This window comes from Bradyrhizobium sp. OK095, from assembly GCF_900109945.1.
GTDB lineage: Bacteria > Pseudomonadota > Alphaproteobacteria > Rhizobiales > Xanthobacteraceae > Bradyrhizobium.
Genome location: NZ_FOBX01000003.1, coordinates 167,400 through 186,542, shown reverse-complemented (window position 1 = coordinate 186,542; position 19,143 = coordinate 167,400). Strand labels below are relative to the sequence as shown.

The 19,143-nt window shown below is 64.1% G+C and carries 22 protein-coding genes; 9 read left to right on the top strand and 13 right to left on the bottom strand.

Annotation, left to right across the window (positions count from 1 at the left end; translation table 11 throughout):
- Window positions 1-112: 112 nt before the first annotated feature.
- The 3 genes from BMW89_RS09800 to BMW89_RS09790 all read left to right on the top strand — a co-directional run bounded on the left by BMW89_RS09800 (window position 113) and on the right by BMW89_RS09790 (window position 3,051).
- Window positions 113-1,354 carry an amidohydrolase family protein gene (locus BMW89_RS09800; protein WP_092025121.1) on the top strand — a complete coding sequence of 414 codons (1,242 nt, stop codon included), beginning with the start codon at window positions 113-115 and terminating at the stop codon, window positions 1,352-1,354.
- Window positions 1,355-1,388: 34 nt separating this feature from the next.
- Window positions 1,389-2,594 carry an amidohydrolase family protein gene (locus tag BMW89_RS09795; RefSeq protein WP_092025119.1) on the top strand — a complete coding sequence of 402 codons (1,206 nt, stop codon included), beginning with the start codon at window positions 1,389-1,391 and terminating at the stop codon, window positions 2,592-2,594.
- A gap of 142 nt (window positions 2,595-2,736) precedes the next feature.
- Window positions 2,737-3,051 carry a hypothetical protein gene (locus BMW89_RS09790; protein WP_092025116.1) on the top strand — a complete coding sequence of 105 codons (315 nt, stop codon included), beginning with the start codon at window positions 2,737-2,739 and terminating at the stop codon, window positions 3,049-3,051.
- A gap of 16 nt (window positions 3,052-3,067) precedes the next feature.
- Here BMW89_RS09790 and BMW89_RS09785 read toward each other — a convergent pair whose 3' ends face one another.
- The 8 genes from BMW89_RS09785 to BMW89_RS09750 form a co-directional block, all read right to left on the bottom strand.
- Complete coding sequence (locus tag BMW89_RS09785; protein ID WP_092025115.1) at window positions 3,068-3,982, bottom strand: DUF1932 domain-containing protein; 915 nt, start codon at window positions 3,980-3,982, stop codon at window positions 3,068-3,070.
- Window positions 3,982-4,851 (bottom strand): substrate-binding domain-containing protein, encoded by an 870-nt coding sequence (locus BMW89_RS09780; protein WP_092025113.1) that lies wholly within the window; start codon window positions 4,849-4,851, stop codon window positions 3,982-3,984. Before BMW89_RS09780 ends, BMW89_RS09785 begins: the two co-directional genes overlap by 1 nt.
- 24 nt (window positions 4,852-4,875) lie before the next feature.
- Window positions 4,876-5,559 carry a 4-carboxy-4-hydroxy-2-oxoadipate aldolase/oxaloacetate decarboxylase gene (locus tag BMW89_RS09775; protein ID WP_092025112.1) on the bottom strand — a complete coding sequence of 228 codons (684 nt, stop codon included), beginning with the start codon at window positions 5,557-5,559 and terminating at the stop codon, window positions 4,876-4,878.
- Window positions 5,556-6,269 (bottom strand): PIG-L deacetylase family protein, encoded by a 714-nt coding sequence (locus BMW89_RS09770; RefSeq protein ID WP_011086622.1) that lies wholly within the window; start codon window positions 6,267-6,269, stop codon window positions 5,556-5,558. Before BMW89_RS09770 ends, BMW89_RS09775 begins: the two co-directional genes overlap by 4 nt.
- A 67-nt stretch (window positions 6,270-6,336) precedes the next feature.
- Window positions 6,337-7,638, bottom strand: coding sequence for a C4-dicarboxylate transporter DctA (dctA, locus tag BMW89_RS09765; RefSeq protein WP_092025110.1), 1,302 nt, complete (start codon window positions 7,636-7,638; stop codon window positions 6,337-6,339).
- Window positions 7,635-8,519: an amidohydrolase family protein gene (locus BMW89_RS09760; protein ID WP_092025108.1), complete on the bottom strand. Its 885-nt coding sequence runs from the start codon at window positions 8,517-8,519 to the stop codon at window positions 7,635-7,637. The genes dctA and BMW89_RS09760 overlap by 4 nt, the downstream gene beginning before the upstream one ends.
- A complete protein-coding gene (locus BMW89_RS09755; RefSeq protein WP_092025106.1) occupies window positions 8,519-9,478 on the bottom strand; it encodes an amidohydrolase family protein in 960 nt (319 codons plus the stop codon). The genes BMW89_RS09760 and BMW89_RS09755 overlap by 1 nt, the downstream gene beginning before the upstream one ends.
- Before the next feature lie 75 nt (window positions 9,479-9,553).
- Entirely contained in the window at window positions 9,554-10,264 is a 711-nt protein-coding gene (locus tag BMW89_RS09750; protein ID WP_092025105.1) for a TetR/AcrR family transcriptional regulator, read from the bottom strand.
- Between the two features lie 116 nt (window positions 10,265-10,380).
- On the opposite strand from BMW89_RS09750, the gene BMW89_RS09745 reads away from it, so the two are divergent.
- Window positions 10,381-11,361, top strand: coding sequence for a tripartite tricarboxylate transporter substrate binding protein (locus BMW89_RS09745; RefSeq protein ID WP_092025103.1), 981 nt, complete (start codon window positions 10,381-10,383; stop codon window positions 11,359-11,361).
- A 10-nt stretch (window positions 11,362-11,371) separates the two neighbouring features.
- Window positions 11,372-12,172, top strand: a complete 801-nt coding sequence (locus BMW89_RS09740) for an ABC transporter substrate-binding protein (RefSeq protein ID WP_092025101.1) — start codon at window positions 11,372-11,374, stop codon at window positions 12,170-12,172.
- Here the strand turns inward: BMW89_RS09740 and BMW89_RS09735 are convergent.
- The gene (locus tag BMW89_RS09735; protein WP_092025099.1) at window positions 12,169-12,468 is read right to left on the bottom strand and encodes a DUF2218 domain-containing protein; all 300 of its coding nucleotides are present in this window, start codon (window positions 12,466-12,468) and stop codon (window positions 12,169-12,171) included. The genes BMW89_RS09740 and BMW89_RS09735 overlap by 4 nt on opposite strands.
- Before the next feature lie 202 nt (window positions 12,469-12,670).
- Window positions 12,671-12,892 (bottom strand): hypothetical protein, encoded by a 222-nt coding sequence (locus tag BMW89_RS09730; RefSeq protein ID WP_143062734.1) that lies wholly within the window; start codon window positions 12,890-12,892, stop codon window positions 12,671-12,673.
- Between the two features lie 179 nt (window positions 12,893-13,071).
- On the opposite strand from BMW89_RS09730, the gene BMW89_RS09725 reads away from it, so the two are divergent.
- The 3 genes from BMW89_RS09725 to BMW89_RS09715 all read left to right on the top strand — a co-directional run bounded on the left by BMW89_RS09725 (window position 13,072) and on the right by BMW89_RS09715 (window position 15,998).
- Window positions 13,072-13,581, top strand: coding sequence for a MarR family winged helix-turn-helix transcriptional regulator (locus tag BMW89_RS09725; protein WP_092025095.1), 510 nt, complete (start codon window positions 13,072-13,074; stop codon window positions 13,579-13,581).
- A 133-nt stretch (window positions 13,582-13,714) separates the two neighbouring features.
- Window positions 13,715-14,638: a PepSY domain-containing protein gene (locus tag BMW89_RS09720; RefSeq protein WP_092025092.1), complete on the top strand. Its 924-nt coding sequence runs from the start codon at window positions 13,715-13,717 to the stop codon at window positions 14,636-14,638.
- A gap of 106 nt (window positions 14,639-14,744) precedes the next feature.
- Window positions 14,745-15,998: a DUF763 domain-containing protein gene (locus BMW89_RS09715; RefSeq protein ID WP_092025090.1), complete on the top strand. Its 1,254-nt coding sequence runs from the start codon at window positions 14,745-14,747 to the stop codon at window positions 15,996-15,998.
- A 6-nt stretch (window positions 15,999-16,004) separates the two neighbouring features.
- On the opposite strand, the gene BMW89_RS09710 is transcribed toward BMW89_RS09715, so the two are convergent.
- Window positions 16,005-16,322 (bottom strand): hypothetical protein, encoded by a 318-nt coding sequence (locus BMW89_RS09710; protein ID WP_092025088.1) that lies wholly within the window; start codon window positions 16,320-16,322, stop codon window positions 16,005-16,007.
- Window positions 16,323-16,428: 106 nt separating this feature from the next.
- Window positions 16,429-17,202 carry a ferredoxin--NADP reductase gene (locus BMW89_RS09705; protein WP_092025086.1) on the bottom strand — a complete coding sequence of 258 codons (774 nt, stop codon included), beginning with the start codon at window positions 17,200-17,202 and terminating at the stop codon, window positions 16,429-16,431.
- 156 nt (window positions 17,203-17,358) lie between these two features.
- Between BMW89_RS09705 and BMW89_RS09700 the strand changes: the two genes are divergently transcribed.
- A complete protein-coding gene (locus BMW89_RS09700) occupies window positions 17,359-18,558 on the top strand; it encodes an amidohydrolase family protein (RefSeq protein ID WP_092025084.1) in 1,200 nt (399 codons plus the stop codon).
- A 117-nt stretch (window positions 18,559-18,675) separates the two neighbouring features.
- Here the strand turns inward: BMW89_RS09700 and BMW89_RS09695 are convergent, their stop codons facing one another.
- Window positions 18,676-19,143, bottom strand: a complete 468-nt coding sequence (locus tag BMW89_RS09695) for a MarR family winged helix-turn-helix transcriptional regulator (protein ID WP_092025082.1) — start codon at window positions 19,141-19,143, stop codon at window positions 18,676-18,678.

Below are 19,143 nucleotides of genomic sequence, written 5' to 3'. Positions count from 1 at the left end.
TCCCGGAGGAATTTGCGAAATACTACCGTCCACACCGGAAAAATCATGCATATAAATTGAACACATCCCCAGCTACATTGCCGCAGAACTGAACCTCTGAAGATCCATTGCCATGACCGCCCAGCCTGCCTTCGACCTGATCTTCCGCAACGCCCTGTTGCGATCATCCGCCGCCCCCGTCGACATCGGCGTAAAGGACGGCCGGATCGCGGCGATCGAGCCGCATCTCGCCTGCGAGGCCGTCGAGATCGATGTCGGCGGTCACCTCGCCCTGCCCGGCTTCGTCGACACCCACATCCATCTCGACAAGGCCTGCCTGCTCGACCGCTGCGAGCACAATCACGGCAGTCTCGGCGATGCCATCCGCGCCGTGTCGGCGATGAAGCGGGACTTCAGCGTCGACGATGTCCATGCGCGCGGCGCCAAGGTGATCGAGCGGGCGATCGTGCACGGCACAACACGCATGCGCACCCATGTCGAGATCGATCCGCGCATCGGCTTGCGCAGCTTCGAGGCCGTGAAGGCACTGAAACACGACTATGCCTGGGCGCTCGACCTATCGCTCTGCGTCTTCCCGCAAGAAGGCCTGACCAACGACCCCGGAGCTGAGGAGCTTCTGATCCAGGCGCTGCGCGACGGCGGCGAGGTGATCGGCGGCTGCCCCTATACCGACACCGACCCCAACGCGCATCTCGCACGAATCTTCGATCTCGCCCAAGAATTCGACATCGACGTCGACCTCCATCTCGACTTCGATCTCGATCCCTCCTGGTGGCATCTCGACGAAGTCTGCCGGCAGACCGAGCGGCGCAACTATCAGGGGCGCGTCGCGATCGGCCATGCCACAAAACTCTCGGCACTACCGCCGGAGCGGATGAAGGCTGCCACCGCGCAACTGGCGAAAGCCGGCGTCGCCGTCACCGTGCTGCCCGCGACCGATCTCTACCTGATGGGGCGCGACGCCACCCACAACGCGCCGCGCGGGCTGACGCCCGCGCACAAGCTCGTCGACAACGGCGTGCTCTGCTCGGTCGCGACCAACAACGTGCTCAACCCCTTCACGCCGTTCGGCGATGCCTCGCTGCTGCGGATGGCGAACTTCTACGCCAACGTCGCCCACGCCTCCGTCAACGACTTCGACACCTGCCTCGATCTCGTGACCGAACTGCCGGCGCGGCTGATGAACCTCGGGGATTACGGCATCAAAATCGGCAACCCCGCCGATCTCATCGTGCTCGACACACAAGACAGCCGCTTTGCCATCGCCGAGCTGCCGGATATCGTGATGGGCTTCAAGAGCGGCCGGCAGACGTTCGAGCGGCAGCGGCCCACGCTGTTCAGCCCCCGGAGCTGAGTAGCTTTCGATCGACCAAGGGAGGACGGACCGGATGGCCTTCGACACAATCTTCCTGAACGCGCGCTTTGACGGCGGAGCCCGTCATCACATCGCGGTCAAGGCTGGCCGTATCGCCGCCATCACGCCTGCCAACGAGCTGCCCGCGGGCGCCGAGACCGTCGACCTCAACAATGCCCTCGTCGTTCCCGGCTTCGTCGAGGGCCACATCCATCTCGACACCAGCTTCTATGGCGACGCCTGGCGCCCGCACAAGCCCTGCACCAACGGTTTTGACGTGCATGAACGCGTGGCTTTCCAGGCCCAAAACTTGGCCGAGGCTGCGCCGATGGACGTGCGAGCGCGCAACCAGCTCGACCTCTGCATCGCCCACGGCACCACGCAGATGCGCAGTCATGTCATGGTCGACGGCTCGGTCGGCCTGAAATCGCTCGAGACGATTTTGCGCGTGCGCGAGGAGTACAAGGGCCTGATCGACATCCAGCTCGTCGCCTTCCCCCAGAGCGGCATCCTCGCGAGCCCGGGCACGCCGCAATTGCTGGACGAAGCCATCGGCCTCGGCGCCGATCTCGTCGGCGGGCTCGATCCCGCCAGCTTCGACCGCGATGTCGAAAAGCATCTCGACATCGTGTTCGGCGTCGCCAGCAAGCACGGTGTCGATGTCGACATTCATCTGCACGACATGGGCACGCTCGGCGCCTTCGAGATCGAGCAGATCGCAGCGCGCACGCGCACGCTCGGCATGGAGGGTCGTGTCGCCATCAGCCACGCTTACGGGCTTGGCGATATCTCGGCAGACTACCTCAAGAAGATTGCGGAGATACTCGCGCGCTCCGGCGTCGCGATCATGACCAATGCGCCGGGGGCCCGGCCCTTCCCGCCGATCCTGGCTCTGCGTAACGCCGGCGTCACCGTCTTCAGCGGCAACGACAACATCCGCGATTCCTGGTGGCCCTATGGCGACGGCGACATGCTGCGCCGGGCAACCACGCTCGGCTATCGCTCCGGTTTCAATATCGACGAGGAGCTGCGCGCCGCGTTCGATGTCGTCACCGCAGCCGGCGCAAAAGCGCTCCGGCTCGAGGGCTACGGCCTCCGCGTCGGGGCCAAGGCCGATTTCGTGACGCTGGATGCGGAACATGTTCCCGAGGCTGTCGTCGCGGTTCCGCAGGGGCGCGCCGTCTACAAAGGAGGCAGGCTGGTCGCCTCCAACGGTAAGATTGTGGGGAAGCGCAGCTGAAGTTCCCATCCGATTTTACCGCTGATCTCGGCCCCACCCGGGTCCGGTAGAATCCCGGTCCGTAGCTCAACGCGTTGCGAGTCGGTCCCCGCTGACCATACTTAGGACCTGCACTGATCAGCGTTCAATGGGGAGTATCAGTATGTTCAGCGCATTCAGCAGCATCGATTATTATTCCATGCGGGCCAGCACGCCCGCCGACGCCGCCGCAAATCGGCTCGACGGCATCGGCCACGTTCTGTCGGATCTGGATCTGTCGGCGATCCAGACGCAGGGCGACATGACCCGCGCACTCTGGACCCTCGACGCCGCAGCCAAATGCATCCGGGCGGTGCTCGCCGAATTTCGTCTGCAACCGGCTACGGACCAACTCGTCCGCAAATCCAGGGCTCTGATCGACCTGATCGAGCAAGCACGTGGTGAAGTCCTGAACTATCGCGGCACGGTCCTGACCTGAAGCCGCGCGCTACCTCTCAGCGCTTGATCTTCGCCAGGATCCGATCCGCCTCGGTGCGCCAGTCGGCGCTGCGGGCGAACTCCTTCGTTCCCTTAGGTCCGAACAAGCCTTCGTCGGCGAGATCGGCCACCCAGGCCTGACGCTCGGCCGTGCCTTGCGCCGACCACGGCGTCAGCCCCGCCTCGCGCACGGTCTCGGCGACCTCGCGGACTTCCTCGGCGCGACGACGACCGTGCTCGATCACGCGCTGGAAGAAATAGGCGCCCTGCTTCTCCCAATTGATCGTGGGAAAGGTCTCCGTCAGCGAAGCCAGCACCGCGTCCTCGACGCCATAGGCGCGTGCGGTGGTAAAACTCTCGATGACCATGGCCTCCAGGCCCTTGATCATGATGCTGCGGCACATCTTCACGGCGGATGAAACACCGAGCTTGTCGCTGGCAACCTTGGCCGCAAAGCCGATCGCGTTGAGCATCGGCTCGAGTTCACGGGCGCCGGGGCCGCCGAGCAGCAGTGGCACCTTGATGCGATAAGGCGGCACCGAGGTCATCACGGCACCCTCGACATAACGTCCGGCGGCGCCGTCGATCAGCGCGGCAGCGCGCTGCTTGGCACCGGGAGAGGCCGAGTTGAAATCGAGGAACCAGGTGCCCTGGTTGATCGCGGCCGCACAGGCCTTTGCGACAGAAACGGCTTGGCTCGCCGTGACGGCGGAGATGATGAAGTCGGATTTCGCGGTCAGCTCGGCGTGAGACGCAGCAAGCGCTACGCCAAACTTCGCCGCATGCTCCTTCAGCGCAGCACCCTGCTCGCCTCCGAGCTTGATGTCGAAGGCTGAGACCTTGATGTCCTGCTGGCGCAAATCCTCCGCCAGGATCCTGCCGACCTCACCGTAGCCAATCAGCCCGATCTGCCATCGCTTCGGATCCGCCATCACTTCAATCCTCGTGTCGTCTCGTCGAATAGCTCGTCGACCGCATAGCGGCGCGGGATCAGCGCCTGCTGGAAAGCGTAGTCGACGATCAGCTCGAGTGGCTTCCTGTTGGCTTCGATCCCAAACGGAACGAGGTCAGGAATTGTCGCCGGTCCCGCTTGCTCCCTATTCTGCTTGAGCAAATCATAAACGCCCGCGACCACATCAGGGCGCGATTTCGCGAGCTGCTCGGTCACGACCACGAGATGATTGACCGGCACGACACCGCGGCGAGCGTACCATTTGGCGGCTTCCGCTGCGGGATCAGGGAATAGCGACTTCAGCTTGGGATCGTTAGACGTCTCGCCGAGCACGGCATCGAGTTCGCCGTCGATCAGCATCTGCAAGACCTTCTTGTCCTTTGGCGCGCGTTCGGTGCTGTCGACATATTCGGCGACATGCGGATCCTCGAACGTCACCCATTTGATCCTGTCGAGATTGACGCCGTAATCGTTGGCGAGGATGCCCCTGATCCAGGCGCCTGTGGTTGTCGTGAAGGAGCGGATGCCGACGCGCTTGCCTTCGAGATTGGACGGCCCGAGTGTTCCACGCGCGGGGTTGTAGAGCGCGTAGGAATGCTGGAAGCGGCCCATCATAGTCGCGGGCAGCAACACCAGCGGCTTGCCGTGCGCCTTCGCCATCAGATAGGTGACGATCGCCATCTCGCAAACATCAAATGCCTGCTCGCGCACCATCGGCTTGAACGCGGTGTTGGTCGGCGTATACTCGATGAAATCGAGATCGAAAAGGTCGGAGCGGAGCGCGCCGCTCTTCACCGCCTGGACGTGGGGGTGACTGCCGAGCACGGCTTTCAGCTTGAGACGATCCATCCGCCCGCTCCGCTTCTTGTCGCTCTAGACGTCCTCGGGATTGTCGACGTAGACGAGCCCCGCCTTCGCCAGCGCCTCGCGCATGCTGTACATGTCGAGGCCGAGTTCGCCCGACGCGAGGCGCTTGCGCTTGCCGCCTTCATCCGCGTTGCGCTTCTTCGCCTTCTCGGCGACCTCAGTGGCATATCGCTTCGGCACCACCACGACGCCATCATCATCGGCAACGATGATGTCGCCGGGATCGACGTTGACGCCGGCACAGACCACGGGAATGTTGACCGAGCCGAGCGTGGCCTTGACCGTGCCCTTGGCCGAGACCGCGCGCGACCACACCGGAAAGTTCATCTCGTGCAGCGCTTTGACGTCGCGGCAGCCGGCATCGATGATCAGCCCCTGCACGCCACGCGCCCTTAGCGAGGTCGCGAGCAGCTCGCCGAACATGCCGTCGGTGTTGTCGGTGGTGCAGCCGACGACGAGGATGTCGCCCTTTTTGCACTGCTCGACCGCGACATGGATCATCCAATTGTCGCCGGGCTGCGCCAGCACGGTGACGGCGGGCCCGGCAATCGACGCGCCTGCCCAGACCGGTCGCAAATAAGGCTTCATCAGGCCGATGCGACCGTAAGCCTCGTGCACGGTCGAGACGCCATACTCCGCCATTCCGGCGGGATCGGCCCGCTCAATGTTGCGAACGACGACGGGCTTCATGCCAACTCCTCCGCAACCGTCGGGAACAGGCGCTGATAAGCCTCGCCATAAGTCATGGGCACGCCGGTGTTGCGGCTGCCCTGGATGCCGCGATTGAGCGCGACGCGCTCGTAATAGCCCCAGAGATGCTTTTGCGCGGCGAGAATCTGAAACGCCTCGTACTTCTCCTTCCAGACCTCGTCGATCTTGAGGAGCAGGTCCGGCTTGTAATTGCACTGCTCGGGCTGGTGCGGCTCAAACAAAAACACCGGCGGCGCCGAATATTTATACTGCGCGCCGGGCTTGTGACCCATCGCCTGCGCGACCACACGGGTCTCCTGCGCGAAATGCGCCGCGTTCGGATGATCGAAATTGTAGGGATCTTCCAGCGCGTGCGTCAGCACAAAACTCGGATTGAGCTCGCGGTAGATGTCGACCATGCGGTCGAAATGCGCCTCGGTCAGTTTTAGCGGATAGTCGCCGCAATCGAAGAACTCGATCTCGGCGCCGAGAAGTTTTGCAGCGCGTTCCGCCTCGTCCTTGCGGCCAGCCTTGACCGATTCCAGCGTCGCGCCCTTCTCCTTCCAGGCGAACTGGCTCTCGCCACGCTCGCCAAAGGACATGCAGACGATCTTCATGCGATAGCCCTTCTTCGCATGCAGCGCGATGGCACCGCCGGCGCGCCAGACGAAATCGCCTGGATGTGCCGTGACCACGAGACCTGTTTTCATGGGAGAAACTCCCCTCTCTCATTCGTAAGCATCATAGGCGGCCTGCGTCATGCAGGAAGCCAATTCATCAGGCGGCGGTGACCGCAGGTTCCTCGCCGTCGAGCACGCGCTTCAGTCGTTCGCTGTCGAGCGCACCTTCCCATTTGGCGATCGCGATGGTCGCGACCGCGTTCCCGATCAGATTGGTCGGCGTCAGCCCCTGCGACATCAGGCGGTGAATGCCGAGCACCAGCGCAACGCTCGTCACCGGGATGGAGCCGGTGGCGGAAAGCGTCGCCGCCAGCACGACGAAGGCGGCGCCGGCGATCCCCGCCGCGCCCTTGGAGGTCAAGAGCAAGATCAGCAGCAACTCGATCTGCTCGGCGAGCCCGAACGGCGTGTTGGTCGCCTGCGCGAGGAATACCGAGGCAGCGGCAAGGTACAGACAGGTGCCGTCGAGATTGAAGGAATAGCCGGTCGGGATCACCAGCCCGACCACGCTTTTCTCGCAGCCGGCCTTCTCCAGCTTGGTCAGCATTCGCGGCAGCACCGTCTCGGACGATGTCGTCGCGATGCAGATCAGCAGCTCCTCCCAGATGTAGCGGATCAGCTTGAGCAGCGAGAAGCCACAGAGCCGCGCGACCGGGCCGAGCGCAACGATGATGAAGATCACGCAAGTGAGATAGAACCCGCCCAGCAGCTTGCCAAGCGAGGCCAGTGATCCCAAGCCGAACTTGCCGACCGTAAAGGCGATGGCCCCGAACGCGCCGATCGGCGCCGCCCACATCACGAAGCCGACAACGGCGAACACCATCTTGGCGGCGATATCGATCAGATTGACCAGTGGCGCGGCGCGCTCGCCGAGCTGCACCAGCGCAAAGCCGCAAAGCACCGCGATGAACAGCACCTGGAGAATGTTGCCTTCGGCAAAGGCGCCGACGAAGGTGGCGGGCACGATGTTCATCAGGAACGGCACGAAGCCGATCACGGCAGTCTGCTTGACGTAGGGCTCGACCACGCTGGCGTTGATGCTGGCGGGATCGATGTTCATGCCGACACCGGGCTTCAGCACATTCACCGCGACGAGACCGATGATCAGCGCGATCGTGGTCATGATCTCGAAATAGACGATCGCCTTCACCGCGACGCGTCCCACCCGCGCCATGTCGGCCATGTGCGCGATGCCGTGGACGACGGTGCAGAAGATGATCGGCGCGATCAGCATCCGGATCGCCTTGATGAAGGCGTCCCCAAGCGGCTGCATCTTGGCGCCCGCCTCGGGACTAGCGATCCCAAGCGCGATGCCGGCCGCCATGGCGATGAGCACCTGGATCCAGAGCTCCTTCCACCAGGCGCGGCCGCGCGGCTTGTCGATCGCGAGCGACGTCATTGGTCGAACTCGAACAGGCGCGCAGGATTGTCGACGAGGATCTTTTGCTGAAACTCCGGCTCCGGCGCGAACAGCGGGATCAAATCGACGAGGTCGCCGTCATTCGGCATCGCCTTGACGTTGGGATGCGGCCAGTCAGTGCCCCAGATAATTCGGTCGGGCGCGGTCTCGACGATCTTTCGCGCAAACGGCACCGCGTCGGTAAAGGGCGGCCCCGCCGAGGAGACACGTTCTGAGCCGCAGATCTTGACCCAGCATTTCTCGTCGCGCTGCATCAGCTCGATCAGAATCCTGAACGGCAGCTGGTCGAGCCCTTCCGACGCCTTCACCCGCCCCATATGGTCGATGGTGTAGCTCAGCGGCAGCCTCGTCAGCACGTCGGCATATTCAGGCAGGTCGATCGCATCGAAATGCAGATCGATGTGCCAGCCGAGCGGCGCGACCATCGCGACGATGCGGTCGAACACGCGCTTGTCGGGAACACCGCCGAGATGGCGAACGAAATTGAAGCGGCAGCCGCGGAAGCCGCCCTCGTGCAGCGCACGAAGCTCGCGCTCGGTGATGGCATCGTCGATATTGGCGACCGCGCGATAGGCGCCATTGCTCTGCGCGATGGCATCGAGCGCGACCGTGTTGTCGGTGCCGTGTACGCTGGCGTTGACGATGACCGCGCGCTCCACGCCGAGCTTGGCGTGCAGGATGCGGAAATCCTCGAGTGGCGCATCGGGTGGCGTGTAGGAGCGATCAGGCGCATACGGGTATCTCGCGCCGGGGCCGAAGATGTGACAATGCGCGTCGCAAGATAGCTTTGGCAGCTGGAATTTCGGCGTGCGCGTGTTCGGATCGGGCGGCGGAATGGTCGGCGTGTACATCATGGTCATCAGCTGAACTTGAACAAGCGCGCGGGATTGTCGACCAGCAGTTTTTGCTGGATCTTCGCGTCAGGCGCGTAGAGGGGAATGAGGTCGACGATCTCGCCGTCATTCGGCATGATCTTGACGTTGGGATGCGGCCAGTCGGTGCCCCAGATGACGCGGTCGGGCGCATTGTCGATCAGCGCCTTCGCGAACGGCACGGCATCATGGAACGGCTTGCCCGCGGCCGAGGCACGCTCGAGGCCTGTGATCTTGACCCAGCACTTCTCGTCCTTTTTCTGGAGATCGAGCAGCGCAGTGTAGCCGGGATCGTCGAGACCCTTCGCGGCCTGCACCGTGCCCATGTGGTCGATCACGTAAGGCGTCGGCAGCGCGGTCAGGATGGGCGCGAATTCGGCGATCGTACCGGGCTCGAAATAGACGTCGATATGCCAGCCGAGCTCGGCGACGCGATGCACGATGCGCTGGAATTTTGTCATGTCGCCGACGCCGCCGAGGCGCTTGAGGAAGGCGAAACGGCAGCCGCAGATGCCACCCTTGTCGAGCGCCGCCAAATCCTTCTCGCTCATCTCGTCGTTGACGTTGGCGATGCCCTTGTAGGCGCCCTCGCTCTGGGCGATCGCGTCGGTGACGACGCGATTATCGGTGCCGTGAACCGTGGCATTGACGATGACGCAGCGCTCGACGCCGATCTTGTCGTGCACGCTGCGGAACATCTCCAGCGGCGCATCGGCCGTGTTGTAGGGGCGCTTCTCCGAGAAGGGATAGCGCGACGCCGGCCCAAAAATGTGGGTGTGGCTGTCGCAGGATTTCGGCGGCAGCTTGAACGACGGCACCTTCGGATTTGGATCCGGCGGCGCGATCGTCGGCATCGCTTTCGGCTCGGCACCCTGCGCGCGCGCTTCGCTCGCGAGCACAGCGCCGGCCAAGCCGGTCAAGAGATGCAAGCACTCCCGCCTGTTCATTTCCTAAATCACCCCGTCACATGGTCCGCTTGCGAGCGGAAGCGCAGCTACGCGCCTCCCCTCAGGCGGTTTCTTTCAAGTCTTGCTGCTGACGACCGGCCGCCGCCGTACCGGCGCGGCCTGATCGAGCGCCGGCGCCTGGAACGCAGCCACCGTGGCCTGCACCAATTGCTCGATGGCGCTGGCGGCGTCGCTGCCGTCAGCCTCGCCGCGCGACAGGCGCGAGACGCGATCCGGCGTCACCAGCGAATAATAGAGTGCGCCGAGCAGGAAATGGCTGCGCCAGACAATGTCGGTGCGCGGAACATGCGGCAGGCTATCGTGGATCGCGTCGATGAAGGCGTGGCTGGTGTCATCAAAAGTCTGCGCGATGATTTTTCGCGCGACCTCGTTGCCTTCGGCCGACATCACCGCACGAAGCCGCGTGAAGCGTGCGCCGCCGCCGGCGAGATCGCTGCCCGAGGTGAAAGCCGGCGCCACATAGGCCCGCACCACCGCCTCGAGCCGGTCCTGGAGATCGCGCACGCGCTTGGCGGCGGCGAGCAGCTCGGATCGACGCAAATTCATCGGCCCGCAATGCCGCCGGTAGATCTCCAGCAGCAGGCCGTCCTTGGTCTTGAAATGATAGGTCACGCTGCCGGGATTGGCCCCGGCGGCCTGCGCGATATCGCGCACCGAAACAGCGTTGAAGCCGTTGATGGCGAACAACTCCTCGGCCGCAGCGAGGATCGCCTCGCGCATATTCGGCTTGCGGGTCGTTTCCTTGCTGGTGGGCTTGCGTACCATGTGATTTGTACTATCGTACAAAAGATCAGGTCTCGTCAACAAAAACCACGGGCAACGTCCGGGAGCGGCTCAGAAGACCACCGCGCGGACGCGAATGCCCCAAGGAGTGCTGAATAATGCTGGGTTTGAACAAGACAATCGGCGGCTTCATGCTGGGCGCCGGTCTGCTGCTGACGGGCGCCGCCACGCAGGCCGCCGACAATTATCCGAGCAAGCCGGTCCACATCCTGGTGCCCTACGCGGCCGGCGGCGCGGTCGACGTGCTCGCGCGCACGCTCGCACAGGCGCTCGCGAAAACCTGGGGCCAGCAGCCCGTGATCGACAACCGTCCCGGCGCCGGCGGCATCGTCGCCTCACAGGCACTGACGCAGGCCGCGCCCGACGGCTACACGCTGATCCTGGTCGCGAGCGGCCATCCGCTCAACCAGTTCATCTATCCGAGCGTGCCCTACGACACGTTCAAGGATTTTACGGCGATCAGTGAAGTTGCCTCCTCGCCGCTTGCGATCGTCGTGGCCAAGGACAGCCCCTACAAGACGCTCAGTGATCTTCTGGCCGCTGCAAAGAAGGAGCCGGACAAGCTCTCCTATGGCATGTCGGGCAACGGCACCTCGGCACATCTCGCCGGCGAGCTGTTGAAGCACATGTCCGGCACCAAGATCGTCGCGATCCCCTACAAGGGCGGCGCGCCGGCGCTCACCGCTGTCATCGCCGGCGATATTCCGCTCAGCATCAATCCGCTTGCGGAAGCCATCGCCCAGCTCGAAGGCGGTCCGGTGCGCGCGCTTGCGGTGACCTCGGCCGAACGCTCCAAGGCACTGCCTGATGTTCCGACGGTCGCGGAATCAGGCGTGCCAGGCTACGACGTCTCGGTCTGGTGGGGCGTTCTCGGCCCGGCCAAGATGCCGCCCGAGATCGTGGCGAAGCTCGAGACCGATCTGAAGGCAGCGCTGCAGGATCCGAACGTGCTGTCGACGCTGGGCAAGATCGGCGCAGCCCCGGTCGGCTCCTCCGCCAAGGATTTTGACGCCTACATGCACGCCGAGGCGACCAAATGGGAGCCGATGCTGAAGGCCGCCGACATCCACGCGCAGTGAGGCTCTTCGCATGAAGATCTCTTCCGGGAGTCTCGCGCGCCTCGCCCTGCTCGCGGTCGCAATCATTGGTCTCCTCGGCACGCACGCGCGCGCCGACGGCGAAGCAAAGTTGCTGGCACCGAGCGGCACTCTTCGCGTCGGCATCTATCCGGGCAGCCCGACCTCGATGGTGAATGATGCGGCCGGCAAGCCGCACGGCCTCGCCTACGACCTCGGCGGCGAGCTGGCAAAGCGGCTTGGCGTCGGCATCGACTATGTCAGGTTCCAGCGCGTCGCCGACATCGTCACCGCGATCCACGACGGCCAGGTCGATTTTACCGTGACCAACGCCACGCCGGCCCGCGCCAATGAGGTCAGCTTCAGCCAGCCGGTACTGGCGATCGAGCTCGGCTTTCTGGTGCCGGCAAACTCGCCCATCGGCAAAGTCGAAAATATCGACACGGCGGGCGTGAAGATCGGCGTCACCAAGGGCTCGACCTCCGAGCGCACGCTACCGGCCAAGTTCAAGAACGCGACCATCGTTCCCGTCGAAAGCGTCAAGATCGCCATCACGATGTTCGAGAGCCGTGAGATCGATCTCTATGCCACCAATAAGCCGACGCTATTCGAGATGTCAGACCAGATGCCAGGCGCAAGGATCCTCGACGGCAATTGGGGCGCCGAGCATATGGCCATCGCAATCCCAAAGGGGCGCGAGGACGCGCTCCCCCTGCTCAACCGTTTCGTGGCGGAGGAGCAATCCTCCGGCGCGCTGGACACGATCCAGCAGCAGGCGGGCTTACGCGGCGCGGCCAAGGCGAGCAGGCCTTAGCTCGCAGCCTGCTCCGCGGCCCGCCATACAATCTCCGGCGGATCGCGGAAGGCGAAGCGGACGAGATGACGCTCGACGACGCCTTCGACCTGCACGAGGAGGTCGGCGTTCTCGGCCTCCGCCTTCAGCGTCAGCTTGTCGCCCGCAGCCTCCAGCCGGCACATACCCATCGAAAACGGGATGGTCCCCTGCTCCGGCGTGAACTCGACCGCGAGCTTGTGGGCAAAATGCTTGCAGAGCTGCTGCAGGTAGATGCCGGCCTGCTCGGTGGTGATCTCTGCCACTGAATGATTCATGGGGATGTCCTTTCAGGCGAATGATGTCCAACACCTGTCTTGCATGGCCGTGAAGGCCGCAGGTATCTTGCCAGCAAGCTATCTGCCGCTAACGATGCCGTGAGGGGTTTCGGATGACGCCACTGAACGTTCGGAATGCTGCTCAAGCGCTGGAAGACCGGCGCGTATGCCGGCCTCCATTTGGCAGCCCCTATCTCCGAGCTTACCAGGCGCCTGGCTGGGCCGGCGGCCGGGCGACGACGCCCTCGGTGGAATTCGTCGTGGTGCCGGCCATCACGGCCCCGAAAGCCTGGCGCGCCGCGGTCTGCTTGGTCGTGGCCTTCGCCGCAGCAATCGTCTTGGTTTGGCCGGCCTCGGCGAAGGTAGCCGGTGCGGCGAGGATCGCCGCCGCAGTCAAGGTCAGTATCAGATATCGTTTCAACATGATCGTCTCCATTCTGGCAAAAGCCCTCCCGTTCGCGCACCGGCCTACGGCGCGCGTCAGGTTCGTTTCGCACTCTCGCTGGTCGGCCTCTGCCGATCATTTATCTTCCTAGAAAGATACACTGCAACTATCTTTCCGGCAAGATATCAACGGATGAACTCTTCGTAAGGAGGCCCACCATGACCGAGCCGCGCTATCCCGCGGACAAGCTTCTCACCATCAGGAAGAAGCATTGGCCCGAATCCGTCACCGCCGTCGGCGAGTTCATGGTGCGCATCTACCGCCTGAACAGCCTGATGCGCGACAGCGTGGCGCAGCGGATTGCCGCGCATAACCTGTCGTTCATGGAGTTCGAAGTGCTGATCACGCTCCGTGGCGTCGCTCCGCCCTACGAGATGATCCCGACCGAGCTCTATCCGGCCATCCTGATCTCGTCGGGCGGACTGACCAAGGTGCTCAACGCCTTGCAGGAGCGAGGCTTCATCACGCGAGCGGAAGGCACCGCCGACAAGCGCAGCAAGCCGGTTCGGCTGACAGCCAAGGGGCGCACACTCGCAGAGCGCGTCATGGCCGATGTCCTGGACCACGGTGAAAATATGGTGCTCGGCGAATTCTCCGAAGCCGACGTCGAGCGCGCGACGCGGCTGCTGCATAAATTGTTGGCCACGCTTGAACCTGCGAACGATTAGCATTCGGCGGCAGCATCGCTGCGACGGGCGCTGACTGCATTTGCTGCAGATCAACGCAGCAACATGGATAAAGCGTCATTTGTCTTCGGCGCTGCGTTGGGCGACCAACGCAGCAGATCGCCGGAGACCGAAAATGAACAAGCCCATGTTGTTGACCCTGCATCGCTGGATCACGCTGGTCTTTGCGCTTCCCCTGCTCGCGATCATTGCCACCGGAATGATCCTGTCCTTCGAGCCGTTGGTGCAAGTCAGTAGCATCGGCGGTCCGGCAATCGACTCCGGTCGCGTCGTTGAGCTGGTGAAACGATATGATCCGGATGGCAAGGCGCGCGGGCTTTCGATCAATGCCGGCAGCCGGCGCATGACACTGCAAGGCACCGATGCGCCGGCGATCGACCTCGCAACCGGCGAGCTCGCGGCCGCGGGCTCCAGCCTCCCTGATCTCTTCCTGTGGGCGCGGGTCACGCATGAACGGCTGCTCGGCCAGGCGTGGTTGGTGACGAGCTCGACCATCGCCATGGTGTCGCTGATGGTGCTCGGCATTCTCGTGGGCCTGCCGAGGCTGCGCAACACGCTCTCCGGATGGCACAAGGGCACCGCATGGTTTGCGCTGCCGCTGATCCTGCTGAGCCCGCTGACCGGCCTGTGCATGGCGTTCGGCCTGACGTTTCAGAGCGGAGCCGCTCCGGCTGGCGGCGGACGTCCTGTCGCCCTGCCCGACGCCATTCGCATGGTCGCAGACTCGCACGAGCTGTCGCATGTGATCTCGATAGGTGTGCGTGGCGGGCGCATCATGGCGCGCGTCTTCGAAGACGGAGAGCTGCGCGCATATTCCGTCAGTTCGTCGGGCGTTGCCGCGCTGCCGCGCAACTGGCCGCGCCTGATCCATGAGGGAAACTGGTCGGCCCTGATCGCTTCGCCGCTCAACATCGTGACGTCAATCGCATTGCTGACGCTGCTGTCGACCGGCCTCCTGATCTGGGCGCGGCGGAAGCTGCGCAAGCCGCGACGGCGCACCGGCGGGCAGGCCAACCCAGCCGTGGTTGGAGCGGCGTAGCGCCGGGCCGTGCCTCTGGCGCCCAACGCACGCCCGCGGGCTTCGCTTCGCCGCCTCATGCAACGCGGGTGCAACCGAGGTCGAACTGCGCTATTCTGCGGCGGTCATGACCAGACGTACCGGCAGCGCCGATCTTCCCTTGCACACCGGACGGGTTCCGCCGTGGCTTGCGAGCCGCATGGCGTCGCTGGGTGCGATCGTCACGCAGGCGATCGTGCATCATTACGGGCGCGACGCGTTCATGCAGCGTCTGTCGCATCCGTTCTGGTTCCAGTCGTTCGGCGCCGTCATGGGCATGGACTGGCACTCCTCAGGGATCACCACCTCTGTGATCGGCGCGCTGAAGCGCGGGCTCGGGCCGCTCCAGGATGAGCTCGGAATCTATGTCTGTGGCGGCCGCGGCCAGCATTCGCGCAAGACGCCGGACGAATTGATGCAGCTCGGCGACCGCGTTGGCTTCGATGGCGCAAAACTCACGCGCGCCAGCCGTCTGGTCGCGAAGGTTGACAGCGCGGCTGTGCAGGACGGCTTTGATCTTTATCTCCACGGCTTCTTCGTCACCGCCGATGCGAAGTGGACGGTGGTGCAGCAGGGCATGAACGGCGACAAGCGGCAGGCCCGCCGCTATCACTGGCATTCAGAGTCGCTGAAGAGCTTTGTCGACACGCCGCACAGCGCGATCGACGGACCGCAGCAAGGCGAGATCGTCAATCTCACCGACCATCGCGCCGATGTCTCGCGCTCTGCGCAGCTCGAGCTGTTGAGCGATCTCGGCCCCGATCGCATCCTCACGGAATTCGAGCGGCTCACCGGGATTCCGCCCGAGCCGGCGCAGGCGATGCTGCCGCATTTGATCATGCCCGCGCATCACGATGTCCGGCCGAAGGACGTGTTCGCGCGGCGCCTGCATGGCACGTTGGCTGCGGCCGCCGAGCGCGGCCCCATCGACTTCCCGGAACTGCTGCTGACGCCGGGCGTCGGCGCGCGCACCGTGCGCTCCCTGGCGATGGTCGCCGAAGTCGTGCACGGCGCGCCCTATCGCTTCAACGACCCTGCGCGCTTCTCACTCGCCCATGGCGGCAAGGACCGGCATCCCTACCCCGTCCCGATCAAGGTCTATGACGAGACCATTCGCGTGCTGAAGGGCGCGATCCAGAACGCAAAGCTCGGCCGCGAGGAAGAGATGCAGGCGATCAGGCGCCTCGACGATCAGGCGCGACGGCTGGAGCGCACCGCACACGGGCCATCCGTGGAGTCATTCATCGAAACCGAACGCGCCGCATCGCCGGAGCTTGACGGCCGATCCGTATTCGGTTGGGAACGCGATCTCGTCGCGGCGAAGAAACTGACGGGATCCTGATCCCTGTCAGCGTCCCGGCGAACCGGGCTTCCGCTGTCGTTGCGTCGTATAGGAGTCCCAATGGCTCCAGCTGCCATTGCTGAGGCTTTGCACGTCGGTGCCGAGCGGGCGGCGCGTGCGCTTGTCGTGGTCGGCGATCACGCGCTCGGACTGCGCGATCTTGCGCTTGAGGTCCCCGATCGTCTTCTGGGTCTGGCCGTCGCGCTTCGAGGACGCGATCTCGCCCATCGTGAAGCGCGCGGTCTCCAGCGCCTTCAACTCGGCGCGGTTCTTCTTCAACTGGACCCGGTGCCAGGCGATGTTGCTGTCGCTGTCCGCAACCATGTGGGAACTCCGCTGATTCGCTCCCACAGTGTATCGTGCGCCGAATCGGCGCCGCAACGCCCGCGCGGCGGCGAAAATACGGTCTTATGACGCAGGAATTACGGGCCTAGCGCTCGGCAAAGGCCTTTTCGACCACGAACTGGGCCGGCTCGCCGTGATTGCCCTCGACAAACCCGCGTTCGCCCAGGAGCGAGCGGGTGTCTGCAACCAGCGCCGGGCTGCCGCAGATCATGACGCGGTCATGGGCGGCTTCCAGCCCCGGCAGGCCAATATCGCTGAACAGCTTGCCCGAGGTGATGAGGTCGGTGATGCGCCCGCGGTTGCGGAAGGGGTCGCGGGTCACGGTCGGGTAGTAGATCAGCTGGTTGCTGATGTACTCGCCGAGCAGCTCGTCCTTGGGCAGATGTTCGGTGATCATCTCGCCATAGGCGAGCTCCTTCACATGCCGGCAGCCATGTAGCAGCACCACCTTCTCAAACCGCTCGTAAGTCTCGGGATCCTTGATCACGCTCAGGAACGGAGCAAGGCCCGTGCCGGTGCCGATGAGGTAGAGGTTGCGCCCCTCCTCCAGATTGTCGATCACCAGCGTACCTGTGGCCTTGCGGCTGACGATGATCTCGTCGCCTTGCTTCAAATGCTGGAGCCGCGAGGTCAGCGGGCCATCGGGCACCTTGATCGAGAAGAATTCGAGGGTGTCCTCGTAATTGGCGCTGGCGACGCTGTAGGCCCGCAGCAGCGGCTTCTCGCCGACCTTGAGCCCGATCATGGTGAATTCGCCGTTGCGGAAACGGAAGGTCGGGCTGCGGGTGGTCTTGAAGGAGAACAGCGTGTCGGTCCAGTGGTGGACGCTCAAAACGCTTTCCTGATTGAAATTGCTCATCTCACCTATCCGTGTCGCTCAATTGCGGTTCCGAGGCGGGCAGCTATGCGTCATTTGTATACGATCATTCGTATACTAATGAATAATCCCGCTTGCTCCCGGGGTCAAGGCTGCCCAAGATCGGAAGCGTTGCAGTTCAGGATAAGGACCCCTTCCATGGCGCATGACGCACCCCAGGCCACCGGACCCTCGAAGCTCGTGATCCGGAATATCGGCCTGATCCTGTCCGGCGCGCTGGAAAAGCCGATCCTGGACGGCGACACCATCGTCGCCGAGAACGGCAAGATCATCGCGATCGGCCGCTTCAAAGACGTCAACACCGAAGGCGCGACCACCATCGTCGAGGCCAACGGCACCACGGTTGCCCCCGGCCTGATCGACAGCCATGTCCACCCGGTAGCCGGCGACTGGACGCCCCGGCAGAACCAGATCGGCTGGATCGACAGCAACCTCCATGGCGGCGTCACCACCATGATCTCGGCCGGCGAGGTGCACATGCCCGGCCGCCCGCGCGACGTCGTCGGTCTCAAGGCGATGGCGATCTTCGCCCAGCGCGCATTCTGGAATCTGCGGCCCGGCGGCGTGAAGGTTCACGCCGGCGCGCCGGTGATCGAATGCGAGATGGTCGAGGAGGACTTCAAGGAGTTGGCCGCAGCCGGCGTCAAGCTGCTCGGCGAGGTCGGCCTCGGCGGCGTCAAGGACGGCCCGACCGCGCGAAAAATGGTCGGCTGGGCGCGCAAATACGGCATCCAGAGCACGATCCACACCGGCGGCCCCTCGATCCCCGGCTCCGGCCTGATCGACAAGGACGTGGTGCTGGAGGCCGACACCGACGTGATCGGCCATATCAATGGCGGCCACACGGCGCTCCCCGACGACCAGATCCGCTGCATCTGCGAGGGCTGCAAGCGCGGCCTCGAGCTGGTGCATAACGGCAATGAACGCTCGGCCCTGTTCACGCTGCGCATCGCGCGCGAGATGGGTGATCTGCACCGGGTGATCCTCGGGACCGACGCGCCCGCCGGCTCCGGCGTGCAGCCGCTCGGCATTCTGCGCATGGTCTCGATGCTGTCCGCGCTCGGCGATCTGCCGGCCGAGCTCGCGTTTTGCCTTGCCACCGGCAACACCGCGCGGATGCGCGAGCTCGATTGCGGCCTCATTGAAGTGGGCCGCTCCGCCGATTTCGTCATCATGGACAAGGCGCAGCACTCGGCCGGCAAGAATATTCTGGAAAGCGTCCAGCTCGGCGACCTCCCCGGCATCGGCATGACCATCATCGACGGCATCGTGCGGACGCAGCGCAGCCGCAATACGCCGCCGGCAGGGAGAGTGCCGGAGATCGTCGGCGGTCATTGAGCGAGGCCGCAGAGCCGTAGGTTGGGCAAAGCGAAGCGTGCCCACCATTCTTCATTGAAACGGCTAAAGACGGTGGGCACGGCGCGTTGCGCCTTTGCCCACCCTACGAGACCGACTTCACCGCAGCTTGTTCAACAGCGCCATCAGCATCTCGCGCTCCCTGGCGTCGAGCGGCGACAGCGTCTCGCGGGTGATCGCGAGCGCGCTCGGCGCGACCTTCTCCGCAAGTTGCTGACCGGCGCGCGTCAGGCTCACCAGCAGCCGCCGTCCATCGTCTGGATCCTGGCTGGTCTCGGTCAGGCCGCGCGCCGTCAGGCGGTCGATCACGCCCTTGATGGTCGCGACGTCCATCGCGGTCAGCCGTCCGAGCTGGTTCTGCGAGCACGCCCCGGTTTCGGCGAGCTTGGACAGTGCCGCCCATTGCGTCGGCGTGATGTTGGTGCCGATGTCGCGGGAGAAGATCGAGCTGTGGCGCTGCCAGACCTGGCGCAGGATGAAGCCAACCTGCTCGTCGAGCACGTAAGACGACTTGCTAGGCGATTTGGCCGGCTTGACGCCCTTCTTCACCGCAACGCTTCTCGCCAT